Annotated in this window: 18 protein-coding genes; 9 read left to right on the forward strand and 9 right to left on the reverse strand. The window is 45.2% G+C overall.

Features of this window, described 5'->3' with window-relative positions; translation table 11 throughout:
- On the forward strand, positions 1-1,430 hold a 1,430-nt coding region (locus CH376_RS00885), incomplete at its 5' end, for a 2-isopropylmalate synthase (protein ID WP_100787907.1).
- An 18-nt stretch (positions 1,431-1,448) separates the two neighbouring features.
- Here CH376_RS00885 and CH376_RS00890 read toward each other — a convergent pair.
- Positions 1,449-1,985 carry a DUF1564 domain-containing protein gene (locus tag CH376_RS00890; protein ID WP_100783746.1) on the reverse strand — a complete coding sequence of 179 codons (537 nt, stop codon included), beginning with the start codon at positions 1,983-1,985 and terminating at the stop codon, positions 1,449-1,451.
- A gap of 305 nt (positions 1,986-2,290) precedes the next feature.
- On the opposite strand from CH376_RS00890, the gene CH376_RS00895 reads away from it, so the two are divergent.
- The 8 genes from CH376_RS00895 (at position 2,291) to CH376_RS00930 (ending at position 11,908) form a co-directional block, all read left to right on the forward strand.
- Positions 2,291-4,300, forward strand: a complete 2,010-nt coding sequence (locus tag CH376_RS00895; RefSeq protein WP_100783747.1) for an oxidoreductase — start codon at positions 2,291-2,293, stop codon at positions 4,298-4,300.
- A 78-nt stretch (positions 4,301-4,378) separates the two neighbouring features.
- Complete coding sequence (locus tag CH376_RS00900) at positions 4,379-6,757, forward strand: SpoIIE family protein phosphatase (protein WP_100783748.1); 2,379 nt, start codon at positions 4,379-4,381, stop codon at positions 6,755-6,757.
- A 250-nt stretch (positions 6,758-7,007) separates the two neighbouring features.
- Positions 7,008-7,355: an LIC14007 family protein gene (locus CH376_RS00905; RefSeq protein WP_100783749.1), complete on the forward strand. Its 348-nt coding sequence runs from the start codon at positions 7,008-7,010 to the stop codon at positions 7,353-7,355.
- A gap of 119 nt (positions 7,356-7,474) precedes the next feature.
- Positions 7,475-7,945, forward strand: coding sequence for an FKBP-type peptidyl-prolyl cis-trans isomerase (locus tag CH376_RS00910; RefSeq protein WP_100783750.1), 471 nt, complete (start codon positions 7,475-7,477; stop codon positions 7,943-7,945).
- Between the two features lie 20 nt (positions 7,946-7,965).
- A complete protein-coding gene (locus tag CH376_RS00915) occupies positions 7,966-9,969 on the forward strand; it encodes an ATP-dependent helicase (RefSeq protein ID WP_100787908.1) in 2,004 nt (667 codons plus the stop codon).
- 9 nt (positions 9,970-9,978) lie between these two features.
- Positions 9,979-10,713, forward strand: coding sequence for a SprT-like domain-containing protein (locus CH376_RS00920; protein WP_100783752.1), 735 nt, complete (start codon positions 9,979-9,981; stop codon positions 10,711-10,713).
- A 78-nt stretch (positions 10,714-10,791) separates the two neighbouring features.
- Positions 10,792-10,989 (forward strand): hypothetical protein, encoded by a 198-nt coding sequence (locus CH376_RS00925; protein WP_100783753.1) that lies wholly within the window; start codon positions 10,792-10,794, stop codon positions 10,987-10,989.
- Position 10,990: 1 nt separating this feature from the next.
- Entirely contained in the window at positions 10,991-11,908 is a 918-nt protein-coding gene (locus tag CH376_RS00930; protein WP_100783754.1) for a ketopantoate reductase family protein, read from the forward strand.
- Here CH376_RS00930 and CH376_RS00935 read toward each other — a convergent pair.
- The 8 genes from CH376_RS00935 to CH376_RS00970 form a co-directional block, all read right to left on the reverse strand.
- On the reverse strand, positions 11,900-13,096 hold the full coding sequence (locus CH376_RS00935) for a VWA containing CoxE family protein (RefSeq protein WP_100783755.1): 1,197 nt from the start codon (positions 13,094-13,096) through the stop codon (positions 11,900-11,902). The two genes, CH376_RS00930 and CH376_RS00935, sit on opposite strands and share 9 nt — an antisense overlap.
- A 2-nt stretch (positions 13,097-13,098) precedes the next feature.
- Positions 13,099-13,896, reverse strand: a complete 798-nt coding sequence (locus CH376_RS00940; RefSeq protein ID WP_100783756.1) for an AAA family ATPase — start codon at positions 13,894-13,896, stop codon at positions 13,099-13,101.
- Between the two features lie 61 nt (positions 13,897-13,957).
- Positions 13,958-16,039: a penicillin-binding protein 1C gene (pbpC, locus tag CH376_RS00945; RefSeq protein ID WP_100783757.1), complete on the reverse strand. Its 2,082-nt coding sequence runs from the start codon at positions 16,037-16,039 to the stop codon at positions 13,958-13,960.
- 6 nt (positions 16,040-16,045) lie between these two features.
- On the reverse strand, positions 16,046-21,718 hold the full coding sequence (locus tag CH376_RS00950; protein ID WP_420843514.1) for an alpha-2-macroglobulin family protein: 5,673 nt from the start codon (positions 21,716-21,718) through the stop codon (positions 16,046-16,048).
- A 74-nt stretch (positions 21,719-21,792) separates the two neighbouring features.
- Positions 21,793-23,127: a TldD/PmbA family protein gene (locus CH376_RS00955; protein WP_100783759.1), complete on the reverse strand. Its 1,335-nt coding sequence runs from the start codon at positions 23,125-23,127 to the stop codon at positions 21,793-21,795.
- The gene (locus CH376_RS00960) at positions 23,127-24,509 is read right to left on the reverse strand and encodes a TldD/PmbA family protein (RefSeq protein ID WP_100783760.1); all 1,383 of its coding nucleotides are present in this window, start codon (positions 24,507-24,509) and stop codon (positions 23,127-23,129) included. The genes CH376_RS00955 and CH376_RS00960 overlap by 1 nt, the downstream gene beginning before the upstream one ends.
- A gap of 48 nt (positions 24,510-24,557) precedes the next feature.
- A complete protein-coding gene (locus tag CH376_RS00965) occupies positions 24,558-24,935 on the reverse strand; it encodes an LIC11742 family lipoprotein (protein ID WP_100783761.1) in 378 nt (125 codons plus the stop codon).
- Between the two features lie 32 nt (positions 24,936-24,967).
- Entirely contained in the window at positions 24,968-25,357 is a 390-nt protein-coding gene (locus CH376_RS00970) for an HIT family protein (protein WP_100783762.1), read from the reverse strand.
- Between the last annotated feature and the right edge of the window lie 99 nt (positions 25,358-25,456).

A 25,456-nucleotide genomic window follows, 5' to 3' on the forward strand; every position in this document is an offset into this window, starting at 1 on the left:
TGTCCACTTTCATCGTAGCGAGTTGCGCTGCGATTTCGAGTTTTTCATTTTCGGTCATCGAGGCCGGGTTTCCAGTTTCCTCTCCGGTTCAATTTCAAGCAGTGGAAAGAATCGCAAGAGAAACTCAAGGTCCGATCATCGCCGCGCTCGCAAGAGCGATGAGAGCCGATATCGAGTCCGCATCCAAAGCGCTACAACCAGCCCAAAAAAGAAGAATTCATACTTTCATCGCCTCCTCTCCGATTCACATGAAATTCAAATTGGGAAAAGAACCTAAAGAAGTTTTGAAGATGGCAATCGAAGCCGTTCAACTCTGTAGAGAATTTGTCGAGGACGTTGAATTTTCTCCGGAAGACGCGACCAGGAGCGAGCCGGAATTTTTAAGAGAACTCTGCGAAGCGGTGATCGAGGCCGGAGCTACGACCATCAACATTCCGGACACGGTCGGTTATACAACCCCGGAAGAATACGGGAATCTATTTAAATTCTTAATTACAAACGTGAGAGGCGCGCAAAAGGCAATCTTCTCCGCTCACTGTCACAACGACCTTGGGCTCGCCACCGCAAATTCTCTGGCGGCGGTTCGAAACGGAGCCCGTCAGATCGAATGTACGATCAATGGAATCGGAGAAAGAGCGGGGAATACCGCAATGGAAGAAGTTGTGATGGCTATGAAAACCCGTAAGGATTCGTTAGGAATTCAAACGAGAATTAAGACCGAAGAAATCGCAAGAGCCTCCTATCTCGTTAAGACCATCACGGGTATGCTCGTTCAACCGAACAAGGCAATTGTCGGCGCGAATGCCTTCGCACACGAATCCGGTATTCACCAAGACGGTGTGATCAAACACAGAGAAACTTATGAGATCATGAAGCCGGAAACCGTTGGGCTTTCCTCCAACCGAATGGTCTTAGGAAGACACAGCGGAAGAGCCGGCTTCAAAGATCGTATCGTCAAGCTCGGTTTTTCTCCCCAAGCGGAAGAGCTGGAAGCGGCTTATCAAAGATTCTTAATCATCGCGGATCGAAAAAAAGAAATCTATGACGAAGACATTCGTGCTCTGTTTTCGGATGAGACAAGAAAGTCCACGGGAGATCGTTTTCAACTGGAAGGATTTACGGTTTCCACCGGAACGAAGAGCACCCCGACTGCCGGCGTGCGAATTTCGATCGATGGTCATATCCGTGAAGAATCCGCGACCGGGGACGGCCCCGTAGATGCTATCTACAAAGCGATTCAGAAAACCACTGGTATGGACCCGGATGTTTCCAGATTGGTGATTTCTCCCGTTACGGAAGGCCAGGATGCAATGGCGGAAGCCTCTGTGACTCTGGAATACAAAGGAGAGAGAGTGGTTGGAAAAGGCAGTTCTACTGACATCATCGAAGCCTGTTCTAGGGCTTATATTTCTGCTCTAAATCGGCTTTAGTTTTTGTTTTGGGGTTAGTTATTGAGTGTTTAGTTGGAAACCGTAGGGATAATAGCCTTGCAATGGATTTGGTTCGAATTCTAACTCTCTGGAAATGAGATTTTTCTCCAAGTTTAAGGTCCAGATCATTCTGTAGATCCCATGAAACCTAGGAACTCCTATGTTTAAAGTTTCAACGATAGAATCCCCGACTCCAATTTCATCCAACCAGAGCATATAATTAAACAAATAGCACCTTGAAACACCGTGCGCCGCAGCCAAAGCTCCCAACAGCGCCCAGGCTCCTGAATTTACGCGAATACTCATCTTCTTCATCTTTCCCACACCCCAGTTGTATTTGATCTTACCAGCCCTCCAATAAAGTCTCTTCATAGAAGCAACGTACTTCGTATATCTCCTCAAAAGATAAGGTAACTTTCTCGAAAGAATCTTCCTCTCTTCCAAGTCCAACGAATCCCAAAGAGAGAGCGGGATAAGAATCGAATCCGTCCCCATATCACCTTCGATCAAAGCCGATTCAATTTTTAACTGAGAATTTAAAGAAAGAAGTTCCATATACCGGAAACGGTTCCGCCAAAAACGCGCAAATAAGAAATCCGATAAAGAAAAAGAAAAAATCTTAGAAAAATAGACGAAGACCTCACTTGAGAAGAAACTCTAAAAAGCTTTCCAGCCTTTTTACAAAACACCTTTAAAGGAACAGACAAAATTCTTCCTCAAAAGAAGGAATGGATCAGGCTCTTCGTTTAGTTTGAACTCAAACCAAACGATTTCAAAACCAAAGAATTCTCTTGCCCGTTTATTGACCCATTTTCAAGGTAGAAACCAAAGATTTTCTTTATACAATACAAAGGTTAGTTATGAAATATTCAGAGATTTTTCAGCCGATTCAAGTCGGTTCGATCACCCTTCCTCACCGAGTAATTATGGGATCCATGCATTTGGGTCTGGAAGGAATGCCGATGACGGCGGAAAGAATGATCGCATTCTACGGAAAAAGATTCGATGGCGGAGCTTGTTTTATTACGACCGGAGGAATTTCCGTCAACCACGAAGGAAAGGGATCCAATATCTTCTTCAACTTTCAAAAAGAAGAAGATTGCAAAGAACTCTCCGTTGTGGCTAACGCGCTCAAACTGAAGGGAATCTTTTGCGCTCAACTTTTTCACGCGGGAAGATACGCGTATCACAGAGAACTCGTCGCGCCTTCGGCGCTCCGCGCCCCGATCAACCGATTTATACCCAGACCGCTCTCGGAAGAAGAAGCCTGGAAAACGATCGAAGACTTCGGAGATTCTGCGCTGAAAGCAAGAGAAGTCGGATTTGGCGCCATTGAAATTATGGGGAGCGAAGGATATTTGGTGAATCAATTCTTCTCACCCGTAACCAATCATAGAGAGGATTTTTTCGGGGGAACACCCGAGAAAAGAATGAACTTCGCCATCGAAGTCATGAAGAATGTTCGAAAAAAAGTCGGAAAAGATTACCCGGTAGTCTATCGTATGTCCGGAATCGATCTCATCCCGGGAAACCCAACCTTTGAAGAAGTGATCACACTCGCAGAAAAACTCAAAGAGCACGGCGCAGACGCTCTCAATATCGGAATCGGTTGGCACGAGTCCAGAATCCCGACGATCTCCATGCTCGTTCCAAGAGGCGCCTGGGCGAGGATCTCTGGAAAGATCAAAGAAAGGGTCAAAGATATTCCGATCATCGCGTCCAACCGAGTCAATATGCCGGAAACCATGTCCCGCATTCTCAAAAACCATGAAGCGGATATTCTAAGTATGGCACGACCTTTTCTCGCGGATCCTGAAATTCTAAAAAAGATCAAAGCGGATCAGGAAGAAAGGGTCAATACTTGTATCGCCTGCAACCAGGCCTGTTTAGACCATACTTTCAAAGAACAAATGGTATCTTGTCTCGTAAATCCTTCCGCAAACCGAGAGTTGGAAATCGGCAAACTAAAAACCGCGGAAAAAAAACACGTGGTCGTAGTCGGATCCGGACCGGGCGGCCTTGAGTCCGCAAGAGTCAGCGCCGTCAGAGGACACAAAGTCACCGTTCTGGAAGCATCCGATAAAATCGGAGGACAACTCAATCTTGCGGCTCAGATTCCGGGAAAATCCGAATTCTTTGAGACGATTCGTTATTTTAAGAATGAGCTCAAAACCCTCGGAGTGGAAATCCAATTCGGTCACCAAGCTACGTTAGACAGCATTATAGCCCTCAAGCCGGACGCTGTGATTTTCGCAACGGGGGTAAAACCGAGAGAATTCTCTCTTCCAGGGATCGAAAAAAAGAAAACCGCCTCTTACGCCGATTATCTTTCCGGAAAATTCATACCCGGTAAAAAAGTCGCAGTCATCGGAGGGGGAGGAATCGGATGCGACGTCGCCCACAAACTTACGGAAGAAGAGGCTCCTACCATCGATTCTTACTTTCATAAATACAACGTTCTGTCTTACACAAAGGCGCAGATTCAATCTGAAACATCCGATCGAAAGGTTTCCATCTTCCGAAGATCGGGAAAAATCGGATCCGGACTGGGAGCAACCACCGCGTGGGCGCTTCTTCAGGAGCTTGAATCGAAAGAAGTAGGATTTTACACGTCTCTGAGTTACAAAGAAGTCACCGACAAAGGTCTCGTCATAGAAACCAAAAAAGACGGACCAGTAACGATAGAATGTGATTCGATCATTCTCTGCGCTGGACAATTGAGCGAAGTTTCCCTTTACGAAGAATTCAAAAGCAAAGTAACGAACATTCCGACATTCCTAATCGGAGGCGCAAAAGACGCATCGGGGATCGACGCAAAACGCGCGATGTTGGAAGGATTTGAAGCTGCGCTTACCATCGGAGTGAATTAAAAAAAATTAGATTTTTTTTAATTCAAACGCTCTCCTCCGAACACATCGAAGAACCGTTTGTGTTAGGAGGAGAATCTATTGTATCCAAAATTCAGACTTATACTCATCATTCTTTTTATCCTTTCCTGCGAGCCGGAATTCAAACCCGCAACGAAAACGGATTCCGATTCCGTACTGGATCTTTCGGGAGACTGGGAAATCGAAACGATTCAAAGGGAAGGAATTCCGGAAACTTCGTTCCCAAAAAACAAAATCACAAAAACGGTTAAAATTCCTTCGAACCTCGTAGACTGGGTAAAATCGCCAAACGAAGCCATTCTGCTTCGAAAGACTTTTACAAAAACGGCAAAAAACCAAGTCTTCCAAACCCTAAGTTTAGGAAAAATTTCGGACGGCGCCCGAGTCGTTTTGAACGGAACGGAGCTGCAGGAAACATTGTTTTCTTCGTATCGGAAATCGATCCCTCAAGGTTACGACAGAATCAGAATCTACTCGATTCCGCAAGAGATTGTCCTCGATTCCAATACGATCGAAGTACGAATCCTACCTTACTTCGACTACGAATTCGGAATCCTTTCGGGTCCGATTTCCATCGGCTCTTCCGCAACCGTCTGGCAAGAATATTGTTTCTCCGAAATGGGAGGACTTCTCCTGTTTTCTTCGTTTCTTCTCATCGGTGGTTTTTTTCTATTTCTATCCTTTAGAGAAAAACTAAAAAACGAAAATTTTTACTTCGGATTCTTTCTCGTATTCTTTTCGTGCTATCAAATTTCTCTGAGTCAATTCAAATATCTGACCGGTTTGGAAGTCTTATACTTAAAGAAATTAGAATATTCCTTTTTATTGTTTTTGTTTCCTCTCTTCTGTAGATTTCTCGCATCCTTTTTAAAAAAACCGATCCCCCGTATTCAGACTTTTTTGGAAATGTTGTCTTTTATTTTGTTTCTTTCCTTTTGGTTTTTGACGACGGTATCCTCCATCGACTGGAGCAATCGTTACCTTCACCAATGCCTCTGGATCGGTTACGTAGGACTTTCTCTCGGATGGATTCTTCCGAGCCTTGGCAAACGAAAAGAATCCAGAAAAATTCTTCTTGGAATCACCTTTCTCGTTCTTTGCCTCGGAGTGGACGTTCTTTCCGAGAGAGGAAACTTTTCGATGATCCGTCTTTCCGGATTCGGAGTCAGCGGCTTTCTATTCTTTCTTACTTTGATTCTTGCCGACAAGTTTGTGGGAATGAAAGAAAAACTCAAAACTTGGAACTTGGTTTTGGAAGAGGCGATCCGCAAACGGACCAAGGAACTCACCCTCAGTCTTCGTGAGATTCAAAATCTAAAGGAACAACAGGACGGGGACTACTTTCTCATCACCCTTCTTTTCCAGCCCTTTCTTTCCAAAAATCTCAGGACTGAATATTCGGACATCGAAGTCCACAGAAAACAGTACAAACAATTTCAATTTAAAAATCGCCGGTATGAAATCGGGGGAGACGTAGTTCTGAACGAATCCGTATTCATCTCCGGGGTGGAATATCAGGTTTTGATCAACGCGGACGCGATGGGAAAATCTCTCCAAGGAGCAAGCGGGGCCCTGATTTTTTGTTCGATCGTAAAGAGTTTTTTACAAACACCGGACTACGAATTTAGAAGTCCGGAGAATTGGCTTTTTCTACTCTACAAAAATCTGCAGGCGGTCTTTGAGTCCTTCGACGGAAGTATGCTCGTATCTTCCATTCTTTCCTTATACAAACAGGAAACGGGCGATCTTTTTTATCTAAACTGCGAACATCCTCCGATTCTACTTGTTCGAAATCGAAATACAATGTTTCTTTCGGAAGAATTCCATCTTCGCAAGATCGGATTTCCGGATTCGGACCTTCCGATTAGAATCCAATATTTCCGAGTTTTGCCGGAGGATACGATCCTTTACGGATCGGATGGGCGCGAGGATTTGTATTTGCCCGCGGATTCCGATCCGACCGGGAAACAAAAGGTCTCCTCCCCCGAACTCTTTTTGAATGCCGTCCAGGATCCGATTCCAAATTTGGAAGTTTTGGAAAGAAGAATCCGAAACATCGGCGAACTTTCCGACGACCTGAGTTTTCTTAAAATTCAAAGACCGTCTCAGGAGACGGAAACGGATTTAGAGGAAAGCAAATCCTATGAAAGAAAGGGGAAAGAATCTTTTCGAAGAGGAGAACTGAGCAAGGCGACGACTTATTTCGCTAGAGCGTCGATTCTAGATCCGGCCCAGCTCCAACTCCCAAAGATTGCGCTTCTCTTAGCAAAAAAAACGCGGAATTTCAAATTGATCCGTCTTTTCTCCGAAAAGTTACTCCTCCGTTCGCAGGGAATCTTCTTGAAAAGCTCGGCCCATGTCAATTTGCCTCGGATTTCAGAATTTTCCGGTAAAAAAAGATCCGAGATTGGAGGCAAAGAAAGAAAAAAGGCATCATAATTCTCCAGTTAAAGAATTTATTGTTGAATTTGTTTCAATTTAATACTATAAGTCATAATTAATTCATTCTTTAGAAAAGACTCGGGCACTTTTCGGAAGAAGGAAGCAAGTGAATCAGTCTCCTAATCTCCTGTTCACTGATTGCCGTCTAAAGCCAGCTCGCTTGCTGGGGTAGAATCCAATTCTCATTCTTATAAAATGGGAATCGGATTCCTCCCCGGAATTTTATCTGTTGGGTGAACTCATGAATATGAAAATTTATTCCGGCGCATTTACTTCCCCAAAGGTGGAACAACCTCCTTTGTTCGTTACCAAAAACGGACTCAAGAGAAAGATCAACGTGCAAGAACCTCAAAAAGTTCTGGAAAAATCACTCGCCTATAGCCTGGAAAAAAACGTTCTTTTGATTTCCTATACTCTTCTTTTGGATCATACCGGAGACACTCGAATCGCGGAGAACAGCTACCTACGTTTTTCCGAAAGATTCAGAGAAACGTTCACGCAAGATTCCTGGTTTTTTTTATCCAATCGAATCGAAACCTTTCTCAAAGAATACGAACAGTCCAAACTGGATTTTAAATATGAATCGGAATTCTAGATAAAATTCTGATTGAGTTAAACCGCACACAATTTAGCCTGAAAAGTACTTAGATTCCGGTATTTTTCTGAAACCCGATTCCTGCCAGAATTTTGAATTTATCCTATTTGGAGCTATCCATGAAAACTAGAGTGATTACTTTCCATTACACCCTTCACGACACTGAAGGCAATCTGATCGATTCTTCCGAAGGAAAGGCTCCCCTTTCTTATCTGGAAGGAGTCGGTCATATCATTTCGGGATTGGAAGAAGAAATGAAAAAGATGTCCACGGGTGATAAAAAAAGAATCAACGTTGAGGCGGAAAACGCATACGGCTTAAAAGATCCGGATTTAATTTTTGACGTTCCAAGATCTCAATTTCCTCCGAACGAAGATCTGCAAGTGGGAATGATGTTTCAAACCGACGAACCGGATAAGGTTTTTACGATCACCGAACTCCAAGATGAATCCGTAATCGTCGACGGTAATCATCCTCTCGCCGGAATCAATCTTGTGTTCGACGTAGAACTCACAGAAATCAGGGAAGCAACCGACGAGGAAGTTTCTCACGGACACGTTCACGGAGAAGGTGGACATCACCACCATTAGGAAACAGTCCCTAACCGTTCATGTCCTGGAAGGAAGAATTAAACTCAGCTCAACTAGAAGCTGTCCTCACCCAGGACGGACCGGTGCTCGTCCTAGCCGGAGCCGGGACCGGTAAAACCAAAACCATCGTCAGCAGACTCGCTCAGCTCGTATCCTCGGGAATTCCCGCTTCCTCCATTCTTCTTCTTACCTTTACGAGAAAGGCTGCGAGAGAAATGATTCTCAGGGCTTCTTCCTTGGGAGACGCACGCTGCGGCGAAGTTCAGGGCGGAACCTTTCATTCCTTTTGCAGTTCCGTCCTCAGAAGATTTGCACCCGTTCTCGATCTTTCCTCGGATTTTACGATTTTAGACGAAGCGGATACTTTGGACGTATTTCAGTTTCTAAGAGGTGAAAGAGATTTTGGAAAAACCAAAACCCGCTTTCCTTCCAACGAAACTCTGGTCGGCATTCACAGTGAAATCCAAAATACGGGAAGAATTCTATCGGATATATTAGAAAAAGATTATCCTTCCTTTCTGCAAAGATCAAAGGACATCGTTCAGATTTTCGAGGATTATAAGGTTTATAAAAAAGAAAGATCATTATTGGACTACGACGATCTTCTTTTTTTTACGAGAGATTTATTAGCAAATCATTCCGGAGTTCGCTCCGCCCTTTCCGAACGATATCGTTTTGTCATGGTCGATGAATTTCAGGACACGAATAAAATCCAGGCGCATATCGCCTGCCTTCTCGCCGCGGAACATAGAAATCTTATGGTCGTCGGGGACGACGCTCAGTGCATTTACACCTTTCGCGGCGCCACTGTTCGGGGAATATTAGATTTTCCTAAAATATTCGACAATACGAAAACCATCTTTTTGGAGAAGAATTATCGAAGCACACCGGCGATTCTCAATCTTGCAAACGCGGTTCTTGAGAATTTTACCGAAAAATACGAAAAATTTTTATTCACAGACAATGAAAACGGGCCTCTACCCGCAATTCTTCAATTTACGGACGAACTCGAGGAAGCCGAGGGGATCGCGGAGATTCTTCTTCAAAAAAAAGAGGAAGGAATCCCTTTCAATCGGATGAGCGTCTTGTTTCGGGCCGGCTGGAATTCGAATCAATTGGAACTCGTATTAGCAAAACGCAATATTCCTTTTGTCAAGTTCGGCGGAAGAAAGTTTATCGAAACGGCGCATATCAAGGACTTACTTTCCTTTTTAAAACTTTTGATCAATCCCCTCGATTCGGTCTCTTGGATCCGGGTTTTAAAACTCGTACCCGGAATCGGAAACGCGAAGTCGAACGAAATTTTGGAAAAGGTACGAAAGTCTTCCGGAAAGATGGACGCACTCCGAGACGAAACAAACCCGAATCTGCAAAAATATCTATCTCCGCTTTTTCACCTCTATCAAAAACATTCCGAATCCAAAGCCGAAGTGAAAACTATTGCTTCCGATTTTATAGATTATTACAGGGTTCTTCTCGAAAAAAATTACGACGACTCCAAACGGAGATCGGAAGATTTGGATTCCTTCCTCGGGTTCTCGCTGAAATATATTTCCTTGTCCGATTTTCTTTCGGATCTTACGATGGATCACTCTTCGTTGAGTTTGGAAAAAATAAATCCGGATAACTCGGAAACCGATCTTCTCAATCTTTCCACGGTCCATTCCGCAAAAGGTCTGGAGTTCGATCTGGTTTTTGTTTTGAACGCGACCGAGGGTTCCTTTCCTTCCAATAGAAATACGGATACTGAGGAAGAGAGAAGACTTTTTTACGTGGCGATCACTCGCGCGAGAAAGGAACTCTATCTCACAAGACCTTCCTTGGCTCAATCCAGATCCGGTCCGTATTACACAAAGTTGTCCCGTTTTTTGAGCGAGATCTCTTCTCCGGAAAAAGTCTACGAGCTCAAAATTCTTTCCGGCAAATCCGTTTCAAAGTCGGAACTCGGCTCCGCGTCCGTCTCCGCTTCAAATAAAAATGTTTCCGAATCTTTTTCACGGATCCAGGATTACTTCGGAAGTTGATCGTTACTTTTGGCTTTTGAAAAATTGAAATCAAATCCTGCCTCCGATAAGATTCAAACCCTGCTCGAACAAAAAGTATTCGAATTTTCGAATATTCCTAAAGGTAAGATTCTACTCGGAAAAAAGATCCGCTATAAATTCTATCCTTATGCAAACTTGGGAAGCGCGATTCGGATCACTCCGGGAGTTTTAGAATTTAAGATTCATTCTTCCTATTCCGAATCCGCTTTTTTGGAAACCGTCGTAGAATTGCTTCTCCATAAACTCCTAAAACTTCCGATTCCAAATTCGATCGAAGAGAAAATTCAGACTTTTTACAAACTTCATTCCGAAGAGAAATCGAAAAACAAAAGGCGAAAGAAGAGAATCGAGTCCTCCGATTCCAAAAACGCAATTCTCAAAGAGATGCTCCACAGAATCAATCAGACGTATCTCGGAATCGACCTTTCGGGTATCGATATTTTTTGGGGGAAAGGAAGTTCAAAAACGAGACTGGGACATTTTGATCCTTCTCACCGAATGATCGTAATCAATCCGATCCTGGGTCGACAGGTCGTCCCTGCCTTTGTTTTGGAATATATCGTTTTTCACGAACTTTTACACGTTTATATTCCTGCGACGAGAAAGAATGGGAAAAATATAATTCACGGAAAAGAATTTCGCTCGCTCGAAAGAAAATATCCGGACTACCTGAGGGCCAATCAGTGGTTAAAATCGAAATACCACCAATCCATAAATCTCTAATTTTCGAAAATTGAATGTTTACAGACTTGGAATCCGTTGTAAAATTTGATTCTTACCTTACGATCGAAGGAGAACCGAATGCATCCGAAAGTATTTGAGACGCTTTATGTCCGGAAAAATTACATCGACGAAGAACTTCGAAATCATTTGAAGGAGATGCAAGGTTTGAATTATAGAACCTTAAACGAATACGATCGAGGCGTGTATGACGGATACGTACAGGCGATCACTGAAATTCTTAAGAAAATAGAAAAGAAATTTTTACAGGCGGGTTGATTTGTTTCGAATTTTAGTTTTAGGTTCCGGCGCGATCGCCGGACTTTACGCGGGCAAGCTCAAACAAGCCGGTTGTAGCGTCGACTTTTGGGTTAGAAAAAACGCGTTCGAACTCGAAGAAAAAGGTTTTCGAATCCTAAGTCATTGGGGCGATTTCGAGTATCAGCCGAACCTTGTCTTTGAAGAGGTCCCCAAAAATTTAGAAGAATACGATCTGATTCTAAATTGTTTGAAGTGTTTGCCGGACGTCCGTTTGGAAACCATACTCGGTCTTCAAATCCCCGAGCAGATTCCTATTTTACTTTTGCAGAACGGGATCGGAATCGAAGAACCGATCACCGCGCTCTACCCTTCGAACGAAGTTTTGAGTGGACTCGCTTTTGTCTGTGCAAATCGTTTGGAAAACGGTCATATTCACCATTTAGATTATGGAGAACTTACCCTGGGCTCTTGGAACCGTATCTCATCTTCGGTTCTTGAAAAACTTGTTTCTTTTTTTGAAAACGCAGGCGTTCCAACACAGAGCACCGATACGATCCGCCAGGCAAGGTGGAAAAAGCTCATGTGGAACGCTCCTTTCAATCCGATCAGCGTTCTTTCCGGAGGCAGGAACACTTCTCAAATTCTTGCAGAATCGTCGAGCCGTTCCCTTGTGATCGATATTATGAAAGAGGTTCAGAAACTTTCCGAGTTGGACGGGGCCGCCGTTCCGGCGGAACAAATCGAAATTTTTATCGAAATGACGGAATCCATGAAACCGTATAAGACAAGTATGCTTTTGGACTTTGAAAGCGGAAGGCCGATGGAAATCGAGGCTATTCTCGGAAACGCTTTGAAAATCGGAGAGAAACATCGTTTCAAAACTCCGCATATCGAAACACTTTACGCGCTTCTAAAACTCAAAAGCCATTCAAAGTGAATTCAAAAGTTTCTTAATCCCTTTTTCCAGTCCGTCCAGAGAAAGAAAATACATCGGAATTTGTTTTCCGATTTCCTGAATCGTCGGAGCGTCCCAATACTTTTTCGGTTCCGGATTCAACCAGATCGAATCTTTGAAATGCCTTCGAATTCTTTTTAGGGAATCCAGTCCCGACTCAGGATTTTCCGGAAGGCGAAAGTCTACACGAAACCTGCTGTGATAATAGCCGTAAGTAGAATCCAATAGCTCATACGGAGCCATATACGCATCTCCAATGATAATCAACTTGGTATCGTCGCTGTGTTTTTTAAAGATCCTCTGCAGAGAAAGCGGCGTGCGCATATTCGCTTTCGGATAAACCGCGTCGTAGACGATGTTATGAAAGTAATAGTAGTGAAATTCCTTGAAGTGATTGATCTGATGACTAGCGGAAAAAAGTTTATTCACCCTTTCAGCATGGGAAGTCATACTTCCTCCCGTATCCATCAACAGTAAAACCTTAAGTCCGTTCTTCCGAGATCGTTCAAATTCGAGATGAATATCTCCCGCGTTTCTACAGGTGGAATCGATCGTCTTGGGAAGATGAAACTCAGAAACCCCTTCCTTTCGAAAATTTCTGAGTTTTTTGAGCGCGGTTTTGATCTGACGAACGTCTAGTTGTTCGTCCGTTCTGTATTCTTTATAACGTCTTTCTAATGCTTGAAAAACGGCAGAACGATTCCCGCCTTCTCCTCCCACTCTCACACCTTCCGGATTTGCGCCGCTGTGTCCGAACGGAGAAGAACCTCCGGTGCCCACCCACTTGTTTCCTCCGTGGTGTTCTCCCTTTTGTTCCTCGAGTCTTTTTTTCAATTCTTCAAACAATCGATCCGGAGAAATCAAGGAAGGCGGAGGCGGACCGTTCGGATTTTCAAAAACACGGTTCAACCAATCCAAAAGTTCCTGTTTAAACTCGGGATGTAAGGCGCCCTTTTCTCCGAAGATTTCGGAAAATACCAGATCAAACGCGTCAAAGTATTTGATATCCTTGACCATGCACGTTCTTGAAAAACGATAGAGTTCGTCCAGGTTGATCCAGGCTTTTTGGTTCGTCGTGTAATGATCGACCACCTTCAGAAAATCCAAAAATTCTCCCGTCGTGACCGGAATTCCTTGGCTTTTTAGTCTGTAAAAAAAAGGAATGAACATTCTTAATTCCTAAATAACTTCAGATCCTCTTCGTTTTTTATGAGAGCGCCTAAGAATGGAATACGAACCTCGTCTTTCAGAGCGGCTCCTTGGTGAACTAAAATCTGAATCCAATCCAGAAGTTCACTCGTCCCGGGTTTCTTTTTTAAGTCGTCCATTCTTCGAATGAGATAGAACATTTCGAGCGCCTTGATCAGCAACGTATGTCCCACTCCCGGATAATGGGAAAGGATGATCTTTTTCATAAATTCCGGATCCGGAAATTCTATATAATGAAAAATGCATCTCCTTAGAAACGCCGCCGGAAGTTCCTTTTCGTTATTCGAAGTGATGATCGTCAGCGGACGGTGTTTCGCTTGAATTCGTTTTTGAATTTCAGGAATAAAAAATTCCATTCGATCCAATTCCAAAAGAAGATCGTTCGGAAATTCTATGTCCGCTTTGTCGATTTCGTCTATCAATACGATCGATTTTTGATCGGAGTCGAATGCCTCTCCCAAAGATCCCAATCGAATGTAATTCTCTATTTTTTTTACCTTCTCTGAATCTTCCGCGAATCTCGAATCGTTCAAACGGGATACCGCATCGTAAAAATACAAACCTTCCTTGGCTTGTGTGATCGATTTGATATGCCACGTATGGATCGGTAATTTTCTTTGTTTGGCGAGATATTCTGCGAGGAGTGATTTTCCGGTTCCGGGTTCTCCTTTTAAAAGCAAAGGTCGGGAGGTAATCTCCGCCATGAGAATCGCTTCTTCCAAAGAAGAAGAAAGTAAATAAGTGTCTGTCAGTGGGTTCATAAAAAGTCTTGGATTGATTCTAACCCGAAGCCGCTTCTCTGCAAGAGAAAAACCCTCTTTTCTATCTGACTTCGAATACCACGCTATCCACGATTTTTCCGTTGCGATCCCGAAGAGAAAGGATGTGAAATCCTTTTTCGGGTTTCCAGAATGTTTCCCTCTCGTGCGATTCCTTTAGATTCTTACCGTCGAGAATCCACTGATATCCGTTTTCAAAAACGGATGCGCTAAACCGAAGTTTTTGTCTACCGTCCGGAATATCTGGATCCAACGCGAATATCGTATCGTTTCCGGGAATTAGAATTTTAGGAATCGGAGAAGAATCGGAAACAGTCCTGGCCGGAGTCTGACGTTGCGCTTCCATAGGAACGTTCCAGTTTTCGGATTCTCTTTCCTGCAAAAGATTCATGACCGCATTCCAAATCGGCGCCGCGCCCGTAACTCCGCTTACGTCACGCATCGGACTTCCGTCCATGTTCCCGACCCAAACTCCCACGGTGAATTTTTTGGAATAACCTACGCACCAGTTGTCTCTCATATCTTGAGATGTTCCCGTCTTTACCGCAGTGAAAAAGCGTGTGCTCAGATGGTTGTTCAATCCGAAAGAAAGGGAACGATATTCACGATTGGAAAGAATTTCGCCTAACGTATTGGATGAATCAACGCTATAAACTCGGGTCCAATGATTTCCTTCCACGGAAAACTCCTGCAGTGTTTGTCTCGCTACGGACGGAACCAAACTCGACTGCGAATACATTCCTCCGTTTGCAAGAGTTCGATAAGCGTTGGTCAATTCCAAAAGGGTCACGTCGGCCGTGCCGAGCGCGAGAGAAGCTCCGTAAAAATCCGATCGTTCCAGGTTTTGAATTCCGAGTTCGTGCAATCTTTGTACGAACGTAGGAACTCCCACAAGATCCAAAACGTGGATCGCCGGAATATTCAGAGAAGAAGCCAGAGCAAACTTCGCTTCCACTTTACCGTGATATGCGTCGCTGTAATTGGAAGGTCGATAAATTCCCGAAACGGCGTTCCATTCAAAGGGACTGTCCTCCAAAATCGAATCCGGCTTTAAAACGGAACGATCGAACGCAAGTGCGTACAAAAACGGCTTGAGGGTGGAGCCCGCCTGTCTTCTGGATTGAACCGCATCCACGTAAAAGGATTTGCTTTCCGGAAGATTTCCGACGTACGCTAAAATGGCTCCGGACGCGTTGTCCAAAACCACCACGCCGGTTTCGGAAACGTTTTGATTTTTGAGACCGTCCAAAATATTCTTTGCGAGTTCGGCGACCTTCCATTGAAGATCGAAGTCGATTGTCGTTTTTTGCTTTCCGTCGTTTTCTAAATATCCCGAATTTTCGCGGAAGAATTTTTGCGCAGCGTGATACGCGATGCCGCCGGTCGATGGGAGTCCGGTCGGTTTTGATACCGCAATCCTCGCCGACTTTTCAAAAAAAGAACAAAGATCTTCCTTTCTGATTTTTTTGGCAAGAATACAACTTCGCCTCGTCAAAACTTCCGCGCTCGCGCCGGGAAACGGAAGCATCGATACGAGAAGAATCGATTCGGTGTCGCTTAACGCGGAAGGTTCTTTGTGAAATATTCCGCGGCTCGCGGAGCGAAGTCCTCTGAGTTCTCCTCGAAACTGAGCGAGATTCAGATACGCGGTAAGAATTTCGTTCTTCTTCCAAGTTTCCTCCATCTCTCTCGCAAATCGAATCTGATTCCATTTATCCCAGAGGCTCCTTCTTCCCGGTTTTGTTTTCAGAAAAATTCCGGCGAGCTGCATGGAAAGCGTACTCGCGCCCCGTTTGGAATTTCCGAGGACACGATCCCGAACCGCGCCGAGAACCGCGATCGAGTCAAAACCCGTATGTTCAAAAAAACGTTTGTCTTCCTGGATTAGAAGGGATAAAAAAAGGGTTTCGGGAATTTCGCCTTCCTCCACCCAGGCAAGTTTTCTCTCCTTTGTATCGAAACGGATCGTCTGCAAAAATCTCCCGTGAACGTCCAGGAGCGTGCCGTCCGAGGATCGATAAGAATTCCGGATCGCCGCGTAAGTCGGAATCTCGTCCGCAATCAGTACATTCGAATAAAAGAATATACTGATAAACAAAAAAATCAGTATATTCTTTAGGAACATTCTTCGTTAGTCCTTGTTCACCGTCTGAACCGCGTTCGGAACCTCGGCGAACTGGTCCGGAAGATACATCGCTTCGGCCCGAGTCGAGGGAAGGACAAATTTTCCGGAATGATTGATCCGATATACGTATTCGAGAGTCACGCTTCCCGCCGGAAGGTATTCGAAATACGCAGTATAACCTTCCCACTTTCTTTCCACAAATGTAGGAGAAGACCACCAATCCCCGTCGGTCGCGAGTTCGCTTCCCGATTTGGAATCATTTCCCAAACCCGAACCCAAAATACTCGCACCCGAAGGAATCGGATCCTTGATGGCAACCCAAGAAAGAGTCGCTTCCGTATGAATCTTCAAACGAACCCTTACTAGATCCCCCTCCTTGAACGAGGACTTTTTACTCCCGGACTCGTCCAAAATTTCCTTATCCAATCTCATTCCGCTTTCCAATTTTTCCTTGAGAGGTAGCGCAGCCTTCGTATGAATCACTGCATAAGGTTTTCCGTTTCCGTTCTGTACCAACTCAAGATTCTGAGTCGTCTTCGGCATAGGAAGAGAAAGTGTGGAAGGCTCCTTTTTATTCTTCCATTCCAGTGTGTTGGATTGATTCTCCAGGGTGACGGTCGTAGTTCCGTCCACGGAATCCCTTTCAAACTGTTTGGAAAAATTTTGGAAGGCGAGAATTCCCAACGCGTTCGCGGTCGTAATATCCCAGCTTCCTTTCTTTTGCCTCGCAATCGCTCCTCGAATCATACGAGGAAGATCCTCCTTCCACGACGGATCTTTGACTACCGAAAGGATGGTTCTCATCACCGTGGAGTCGTTCGAAGAAAGAAGCCACCAAAGACCGGATTCATCCGCGAAGTTATAAGAGGTTCCTTGGATTCGGAATCTGGATTTCAAAAGAACGTCGATCGCCGGGATTTGATTCTTAAACGCATTCGATCTAGAATAGATGTTTCTCAAGCTGATCAAAATATCGGTGGGAAGAATTTTCGGATCGGTCTGAACTGCGCGGATGCTTTCGTCGCCAAGAGCGCTAAAACGGGAAATCGCATCGAGCACTATGATTTTTTTTAGTCTCGTATCCGTGTTGGAAATGTAGCTGCTTCTGAAAATCAAATCCTTGCTGTAGCGGTTGAGAGCCTCGATCAGAGTTTCTCTGGTCGCATCCGGAATTTTATATCCGGATTCAGAAGAAAGAATCAAAAGATACGCGGTCAATATTTCGCTTCCGTACCAGGAAGAGGGAAAAAATTTCACGAGCCCGTCTCCGTCCATATAAGAACCGAGCTGGTCCATGATCTGATCCCAATCCTTCTGAGAACCTGCCGCCACGGACTTGGAAAGTTTTTGTTCGAGACAGGAATAAGGATAACGACTCATCGTTTCCTTTGCGGCAAGAATCGCTCCTCCGGTAAGAGAAGCCTTCAAGCTGATTTCCAATTCTCCGCTTCCCGCAATCGCTTCCTGATTTTCCTGGATGGGAACGTTTAATCTTGCGTCTTCCAGTTGTGCAAAAGTGGATTGTAAAACTCTTACGGGAACGGACTCTCCGACCCTTTGTCGAAAACGAACCGTATCGGTAAAACTTCCACCGTTTTCTTTCGTAAGAAACTCATAGACGATTTCAGTTTTCTTTGCGGGAATTTCAAGATCCCAAGGAACCACGATCGATTCTCCGGCCGAAATTTTTACGTTCTTTGTTTCGAGTCCGAGATCCGGAGAAGTTTTAGGCGAAATAGACAGATCCATCGTGCGGTCGGTCGTATTCTTGATCGTAAGTCCGCTTTGAACGCGGTCCTTTTCTCTCGCAAACGGCGCGATCGAAGGATATACGAGAAGATCTCTCGTAGTCTGAATCTGAGTAGACGCGGAACCGAACTTATCCTTTCCGGAATGAACGATCGCTACGATCTTAAAGGAAGTCAAAGAATCGTTGAGCGGAACCTCGACTTCGAGTTTACCGTTTTCGTCTGTCTTCAGATCCGCTTTCCAAAAAAGAAGAGTATCGAAAAGTTCCCTCGTAGTGGCCCCGCCTCCTCCTCCGCCCGGCGGAAGACTTTTTAAACCGAAATGCCTTCTTCCGATCACTTGCAGTTGAGCCGTGGAAGTTTCCACCGAGTTTCCTCTTTCTCTCATCATCGCGCGCAAAAGATCCCAAGTATCGTTGGCCTTGAGTTCCAATAATCCTTGATCAACGGCGGCTAACGTGATTCTTGAATCTTTTTTTACCTGAGAGGAAGGATGTTCGATCTGAATTTTGACTTTTGCTTTTTGTCTGGTCCCGTAAACCGTCTTATCCGTTTCCACACGAACCGGAACCTCGAATGGTTTCCAACCGACTCGAATCTGAGCGAGTCCCAAACGAAAGGATGGTCTCGCCAAATCGACAAGCGCGGTTTCCTTCGGATTGTCGACCCTTCCTCGAATCGCAAGAACGGAAACGAAAACGTTCGGAGCGTAGGAATTCTCCACCGGAATTTCGAGAACCGGTTCCTTACCGCTTAGGATTTTTGTAAACGAAGTAAGAATCCCTTCTCTTTCCACCGTAACGAGAGCGGTCGCTTCTCGAAACGGCATCCGCACTTGAAAGCGCGCCTTTTCGCCGGCTTGGTATTCTTTCTTTTCCGGAAGAAGATCCATACGGTCGTGATCGCTCGCTGCAAACCAAAGATCTTCCTTACCCGTGATCCAAACCGAAGAATTCGCCTTTACTTCTTCACCGGAAAGAGAAGCCTCGAAAAAAATCTCTCCGGTTTCTTTGACGGAACCGTTACAAAACAGAAGTCCCTTTGAATTCGTTTTTCCGGAACAAAACTCGCCGATTTCCTTGATCTCGTATTTGTGATCGTAACTGTAAAATCCACCCACGAGTCTTTTGCGATTAGAATAGTATTTTTTAGTAAAAGTTTTTACGGTTACCTTCTTTCCTTCCACGGGATTTCCCTTCAGATCGAGAACCGCAACCTTGAACTTCACGGAATCTTGAACGGCCGCCCAGCCTTCGGGTGCGATTCCTACGTGAAACTCGGAAGGATAGATCGGGAAGGAACGAAACGCGCTCTGGATTTCACCGTTCGGATCCCTATATTCCAGCTCGGCTTCGAGTCTTTGGGGAGAATCGGATTCCGGAATCGACTTCACGGTCGTATCGAAAAATCCTTTTCCATCCAGGGTCAGTTGCGTTTTTACAAAACCTGCGTTTTGTGTTCCCGCTTCTTCTTCGGAGGCTTGCGTCACCTTACCGTTGCTAAACGAAAAGTCGGAATAATCGGAAAAAGAAACGCCGCTTCCGGGAAGAACTCTGGTCCTCAGCAATACCGGAATTTTTCCGGCTCCTCCGCCAGAAAGATAACGCACGTTTCCGGTGATTACGATTTTAGAAGGAGCGACGTTCGAGCCGCTCGTTTGAAATTCCGCTTTCATCAAGGGAACTCGGAATTCTTCCACGCGAAATTCTCCGATGGAAATCATACCTTCCCGATTCTTTCCGTTGAAGTCGTTTAACAAAATTCTGTAAACGCCTAGATTGGCTTCTTTCGGAATCTTAAACTGAACCGCGCTCGTCCCTTCGGGATTCCACTTTAGAGAAATTGAATATTCCTTTTCGGTTCCGGAATGGATGACTTTTACGGAGTTCGGATATTCGCTCGCCCCCGGAATTTCAAAACCGCTGGATTTTTTCGCCCTGGAAACGATCTTCATCGAAACCGTTTCACCGGCGCGAAACAGAGTTCTGTCCATCACGGGGTGAAAAAGAACGTTACTCGAATCGTAGTCGCCCGGAAGATTGAATCTCCAGTTTTCGATTCCGTTTTGCCAACGGGAATGACTGAACGTAAAATCGTCTTCGTAAGCCGCCGTCAAAAAAAGGCCGTTCTCATAAGGTTTCCAAGAACAATATGGGACCGAGTTCCTCGTGGGAATTCCCTTGACGATCAGAGTTCCCGAGGGCCCGGTTTTCCCCGAAAATACCTTTTCGTTCTTACAATTAAAAATCTGCACGTCCGCGTTCGGAACGGGTTTTGCGTCGTTGAGTTTTGTCACCCAGACCAAAGAGGATTCCTTTCCCCATTTGAAATGAATCGAAAGATTGGTGACAAGAGCGCCTGTACGGACGTAAAACGGTTGATTCTTTCCTAATAAAGAATTTCCTAATACGTCCGATTTCATTTCCACTACGTGAAAGCCGGGAGTTTTGAGCGGAATTCCCATCACTTCGAATCGACGGACCCCGTTTTTGGATTGGAGTTTGATTTCGTTCGTTCCGGGAGGAAGCTGATTTCGGCTCGGATCAAAGATCGAATCTTTGTGATCCAGGGATTCTAAAATTTTCAGATATTGAATGATTTCGGAAATCTGTCCGACTCCGAGGATGACTTCCTTTCCGGTGAACTGTTTCGGAGGAGTTTGATTTTTTTCTTCCTTTCCGGTGGCCCAGTCGAGAATCTCTTTTCCCTTCTCTTTCAGCTTATCGAACTGCTGTTGAATGACTTCCTTCGTTTCGGGGCTCGTTTTGACTTGATAGAGCCTGACCGGATTCTCCGCTTCTAAGTTTCGGATCGTAACGGGTAGGACCGCTTCCGGATAACGTTCCAAAATTCCAAACTTCGCGGCAAACTTCAAAAGAGGCGGGTAATCGTCGGTCGAAACCGTTAAAGGAAAAGAGGATTGGTTTGCGAGACTTCTTCCCGCGTCGTCCTTTATCCCCGACGGAAGAAGAATCTGAAACTTCGACTTCGGAGAAAGGGGCGTCGGAAAACTCACTCCGTAATCGTAATTGCCTCCTTCGGAGGAAACCTTTGCGGGGATCGTCTTTCCGTCCGAGGTTTGCAGTTGAATCTTCCGCAAGAGTTCCACGGAAACGGGAGCGCTGAAATTTACCGTGAGGGGTAAGGAAGGAATACAGGCAGCTTTTGCGTTGACACGGTCGCAATTGAACTCCGCGAGGAATGCTTTACGAACCGTGAAGTCGATCTTTCTCGTAGAACTTCTCGCGACCCCGGATTTCGATTTGAGCCCTTGTTCCAAGACCAACTGGATTTTTTTTCCGCTGGGGAACTTTTGATCCGCTCTGAGAAGAATCGTCCTTTCGTCTTTTCCGTCCCTGTAATTCGCTTTCAGAATTTCCTTTTCCAAAGAACCGGTGACTCTGCTAAATCCGATCTTATCTCGGATTCCTTCCGTAACAAAAAATAGATGATCGCTCGCAGAGGAAAGATCCACTTCCGAATCCAGATCTAAGATAAAAATCTGTTCCTCATCCACGATCCCGCCTTCGTATGGTGAAGAGGAATCAAGCTCGGGACCGCCGGTATGAAACGAAAACCGTTCTCCTTCCGTCGGAGAATTTCCTGCGATGGACTTTATCTTTTTGGTTTCGAAAACACATTCCACTCCGCCGGGAAGCGGTGAAGGAAATTCCAAAACCCAATTCTTATCGTCGACCCAGCGTTCGCTTCCTTTTAAAGGACAACGAACCTCAAAAGGAACCAAAGAGAATTTCGGATTTCCGAGAGGAATCATCGGTTCCGAAAAACGAGCTCGGATTTGAGAAGGTTTTTTGACTTCACCCGTCGGATTGAATTCGATTCTAACCTGAGCGCCGAGGCTCGCGACCGATAGAAAAAAAGGTAAGAAATAAATTTTAGATAAGAATCTGCGGATTGCAAAGGAACTCAAGGTTTTCTCCCGAATCGATATTTGTTTCGGAAAGAAAACCTTGGTCTGAAAAGATGTGCAAGCGAAAACTCGGATTAACCGGCGATACTCGCTTCCCGAATTAAGATATCGGGAATCTTAATCGAAGAATAAGAATCGTTGTATTCGTTCGAAATTCCTTCGATGCTGAAAAGAAGATCAAAAAAATTCAGATTCATTGTTATTCGATCCACGGGATGAACCGGCTTTCCATTTTTATAATAGAACCCTTGGACTCCGATCGAAATTTCTCCCGAAACCGCGCTGCAACCCGAACCGCCTTCCAGTTTTAAAACATAGATACATTCCGGATAACGTGAAAGCAATTCTTCCAAAGATTCTTTTCCCTTGGGAACGACGTAATTGGTAAACGAAGTTCCCACTCTTCCTCCATAGGAACGGACCGCGTTTCCTGTCGAAGCCACTCCCGCTTTTTTTGCGGACTCTAAATTATAAAGATACGTCTGCAAAATTCCGTTTTCGATGATTGCCTTCTTGCGGGTCAAAACCCCTTCCGCATCCAGAAGTCTCGAGCCCGGATAATCCACGATATGAGGATCGCAAAAGACGTTCCAAATCGGAGAAGCGACTTGAGAACCGATTTTTCCTTCCAGACGGGAAAGGCCTTTTTGAACGCCGTCCGCGGAAAACGGAGAAGAAAACATTCCGAAAATCTGAGGACTGACCCGATTGGAAAGAACGATCGGATAATTTCCGCTTTTCACCGGTTCGGCTCCCAAAAGAGAAAGGGAACGTTCGGCGGCCGTGGATACAATCCGTTCGGGTCGAATCTCGGCTAAATCAAGACCCGATTTCGTATAACCTCCCATTTTTTTGGATTTTCCGTCGGTTGCGACTAACGCAACTCCGGCCGAAACAAGGTTCGATCTTTCGCTGTGAAAAAGTCCTTTAGAATTCGCTAATATGAATCGGTTCCAGGTTTTTCCCGCGTAAGAATACGGAACGTTTTCGATTCGATCGTCCGCCGACCAGGCCAGCTCGTCCAATCTTTCCCCCGTTGATTTCAGCCATTCGAATCCCAGGGATTCCAAGGATTCTTCGTAGGAACGGATCGGAATGTCCGGAAGTTCGGTTTGTCCGGGGAGGTCGATATCCAAAGGATCGGAAATTTTTGCCTGCGCAATCGCGTCTTCGACCATCTGAGAAAGAGCTTCTTCGGAAAGTTTTTCGCTGTAGGAATAACCGGGTTTTCCGTCTTGGATCAGACGGATTCCGATTCCTCTGGAATTGGAAAGTTCCGTGTTGCTCACTCGTTTTTTGAAGAGTTCGATTCCGACGTCCCTGGACTCGGAACCTACGAGATCGTATTGATCGAGCCCCTTTCGTTTACAAACGTCTAACACATATTCAACGGATTGATCCAAGTTCATCAGCGTCCTCCCACGAGAATTTCGTCCACTTTGAGAGTCGGCTGACCGACCGTTACCGGAACCGAACCGGATGCGGCTCCGCACATCCCGGCCGCAAGTTCCAAGTCGTTTCCCACCATGCTGATCTTGGGAAGAATCTCGTCCCCCTTTCCGATCAGAGTCGCCCCCCTTACCGGTTCCGCTACTTTGCCGTTTCGGATAACGTATCCTTCTTCAACCGAAAAATTAAATTCTCCCGTGGAAGGGTTTACCGAACCTCCGCCCATCTTTTTTGCGAAAAGTCCGTATTCTACCCCCGTGAGCATATCGTCGAAGGAATCTTTTCCCGCGGCGATGTATGTATTTCTCATTCTAGAAACCGGCGCATACATATAACTTTCCCTGCGCGCGCTTCCGGTTCTTGCGACTCCGACTTCCTCGGCTCCGATTCGATCGGAAAGATAATTTTTTAGAATTCCATTCTCGATGAGGATCGTTTTCTGAGGAGCCATTCCTTCGTCGTCGACGGAAATACTTCCCCAAGAATCGGGAATCGTTCCGTCGTCGATCGCGGTGAGACAGGTTTGTCCGATCGATTCTCCCAACTTATCCACAAAGGGAGAGGACTTTTTACGGATGGCTTCGGTTTCCAAAGGATGTCCGCAGGCTTCGTGAAAGATCACTCCTCCGAATCCGTTTCCCATCACGACCGGCATTTTTTTACCTTCGATATAACCGGCGGATAACATGAGCAAGGCTCTTTCCGCGGCGGTCTTTGAAAGTTGTTCGATGGGAAGACTTGCAAAGAATTCAAAACCCTTTCTGGCTCCCGGATTTTCGGAAGCCACAAAACGTTCTCCCTGTTTTTCGGCGGCGACGTTGATGCTGAAACGACTTCTGACTCTTAAATCTTCCAAAGCCAAACCTTCCGAGTTGTAGATTCCTATCCTGGAAACGGAATCGGAAGCCGAGGCGCTGACCTGCACGATATGGGAAGAGGTTGATCTCGCGGTTTGATCCGCTCTATAAAGAATTTCTAATTTTTGATCCGGAGAAATTTTTCTAGGATCCGTGATTTGTGCGGGAAACGTTGGAGCTTTCAGATCTCCTCGAAACACAAGGGCTTGACCTTTTCCTCTCGCGGCCCCTCTGGAATCGGCCAGAAGATCGATGAGAGAGATGAGATGTTCTTCTTCTTCGTTGTTCGTATGCGCGTAAAGAACGTCCGTTCCGTAAATCAGACGGATTCCGATTCCATAATCGATACCTGCGAAACTCTGTTCGATTTTGCGGTCTCTCAGACTTACCGAAGAGGATCTGGTTTCTTCTTCAAAAATTTCTACGAAATCTGCTTTTCTGGAAAGGCCGGCTTCCAGAATCAGGTGGGCTTTGTTTGTATGCATTCTATCCTGTTAGACTCCGGTTTGTTCCGGAGTCTTTTTCATTTCTACTTAAGGTTTTTTGATTTTTTCTCTGTATTTGATGGCGTGTGCGGTCGCCTTCCATCTGATCCGGTTCCAGACAACGAGAAGGATGCTTGTTTCCTGAACTTCGAAACGGTAGTTGATGATTTCGTCGCCGCCCATTGCCTTGGACTTGTCCAATAGTTCCCGATAACCGGTTTCTCCCGTTACCCAGAACATCAGCCAAGAAGTGTAAACCCCTTCGGTTTCCACGGTTCCAAGAATCTGAAAGTCTTCCGAATTGATCAGATACTGCGTATAGTTGGTTCCCAATCCCGGAACCCGGATGTCACGGTAAATGCAACCGCTCAGTAAGAATGAAATCATTCCCAAGAGAAGTATGTTTTTTAGTCTCAAAACTCTCATGTCCTTTCCTCCAAATTCTAACTTAAATTACTTTAAAGATTCTGAATGTATTCGGCTCCGGGAAGTTTTCCCTGAAGAGCAAGACGAATGTAATCCACACCTTTTAAATCGTCCGTATAACGAGGAATCAGATGAAAGTGCATGTGAGGCGCCATCTCCGAAACCGTCACCGTGTAAATTTTAACGGGAGAATGATTTTGATAGATCCACCTCGTCGCGAACTCGAGCGCCCTGCCGAAATCGGCAAATGCTTCTCCGTTCCATTCTTGATAGGAAGTCCAGTGGGAGGCGGGCTCGATATAAAGATAACCTTGAAGCCGTTTTTCTTCTTCGGAATGGCGGACGGAGAATTCTCCGAAACGAGAGAGGATTTCCGGTTTTTCCCCGGTCTGATACACTTGACAAATCGGACAATCAATCATAACTCAAAAAACCTAAATTCGGATTTTATGAGTATCTCAAAGAATCCCGTCTTGTATAGGAGAAAAACATCTTTTGAAGAATTTGAAAAAATGATCCTC

Source organism: Leptospira adleri (genome assembly GCF_002811985.1).
GTDB classification, from domain to species: Bacteria; Spirochaetota; Leptospiria; order Leptospirales; family Leptospiraceae; genus Leptospira; species Leptospira adleri.

Coding starts and splice junctions, on each gene's coding strand:
- CH376_RS00890 (WP_100783746.1), bottom strand. CDS start 1,985: ATGGAACTTCTTTCTTTAAATTCTCAGTTAAAAATTGAATCGGCTTTG.
- CH376_RS00895 (WP_100783747.1), top strand. CDS start 2,291: ATGAAATATTCAGAGATTTTTCAGCCGATTCAAGTCGGTTCGATCACC.
- CH376_RS00905 (WP_100783749.1), top strand. CDS start 7,008: ATGAAAATTTATTCCGGCGCATTTACTTCCCCAAAGGTGGAACAACCT.
- CH376_RS00910 (WP_100783750.1), top strand. CDS start 7,475: ATGAAAACTAGAGTGATTACTTTCCATTACACCCTTCACGACACTGAA.
- CH376_RS00915 (WP_100787908.1), top strand. CDS start 7,966: ATGTCCTGGAAGGAAGAATTAAACTCAGCTCAACTAGAAGCTGTCCTC.
- CH376_RS00925 (WP_100783753.1), top strand. CDS start 10,792: ATGCATCCGAAAGTATTTGAGACGCTTTATGTCCGGAAAAATTACATC.
- CH376_RS00935 (WP_100783755.1), bottom strand. CDS start 13,096: ATGTTCATTCCTTTTTTTTACAGACTAAAAAGCCAAGGAATTCCGGTC.
- CH376_RS00940 (WP_100783756.1), bottom strand. CDS start 13,896: ATGAACCCACTGACAGACACTTATTTACTTTCTTCTTCTTTGGAAGAA.
- pbpC (WP_100783757.1), bottom strand. CDS start 16,039: ATGTTCCTAAAGAATATACTGATTTTTTTGTTTATCAGTATATTCTTT.
- CH376_RS00955 (WP_100783759.1), bottom strand. CDS start 23,127: ATGAACTTGGATCAATCCGTTGAATATGTGTTAGACGTTTGTAAACGA.
- CH376_RS00960 (WP_100783760.1), bottom strand. CDS start 24,509: ATGCATACAAACAAAGCCCACCTGATTCTGGAAGCCGGCCTTTCCAGA.
- CH376_RS00965 (WP_100783761.1), bottom strand. CDS start 24,935: ATGAGAGTTTTGAGACTAAAAAACATACTTCTCTTGGGAATGATTTCA.
- CH376_RS00970 (WP_100783762.1), bottom strand. CDS start 25,357: ATGATTGATTGTCCGATTTGTCAAGTGTATCAGACCGGGGAAAAACCG.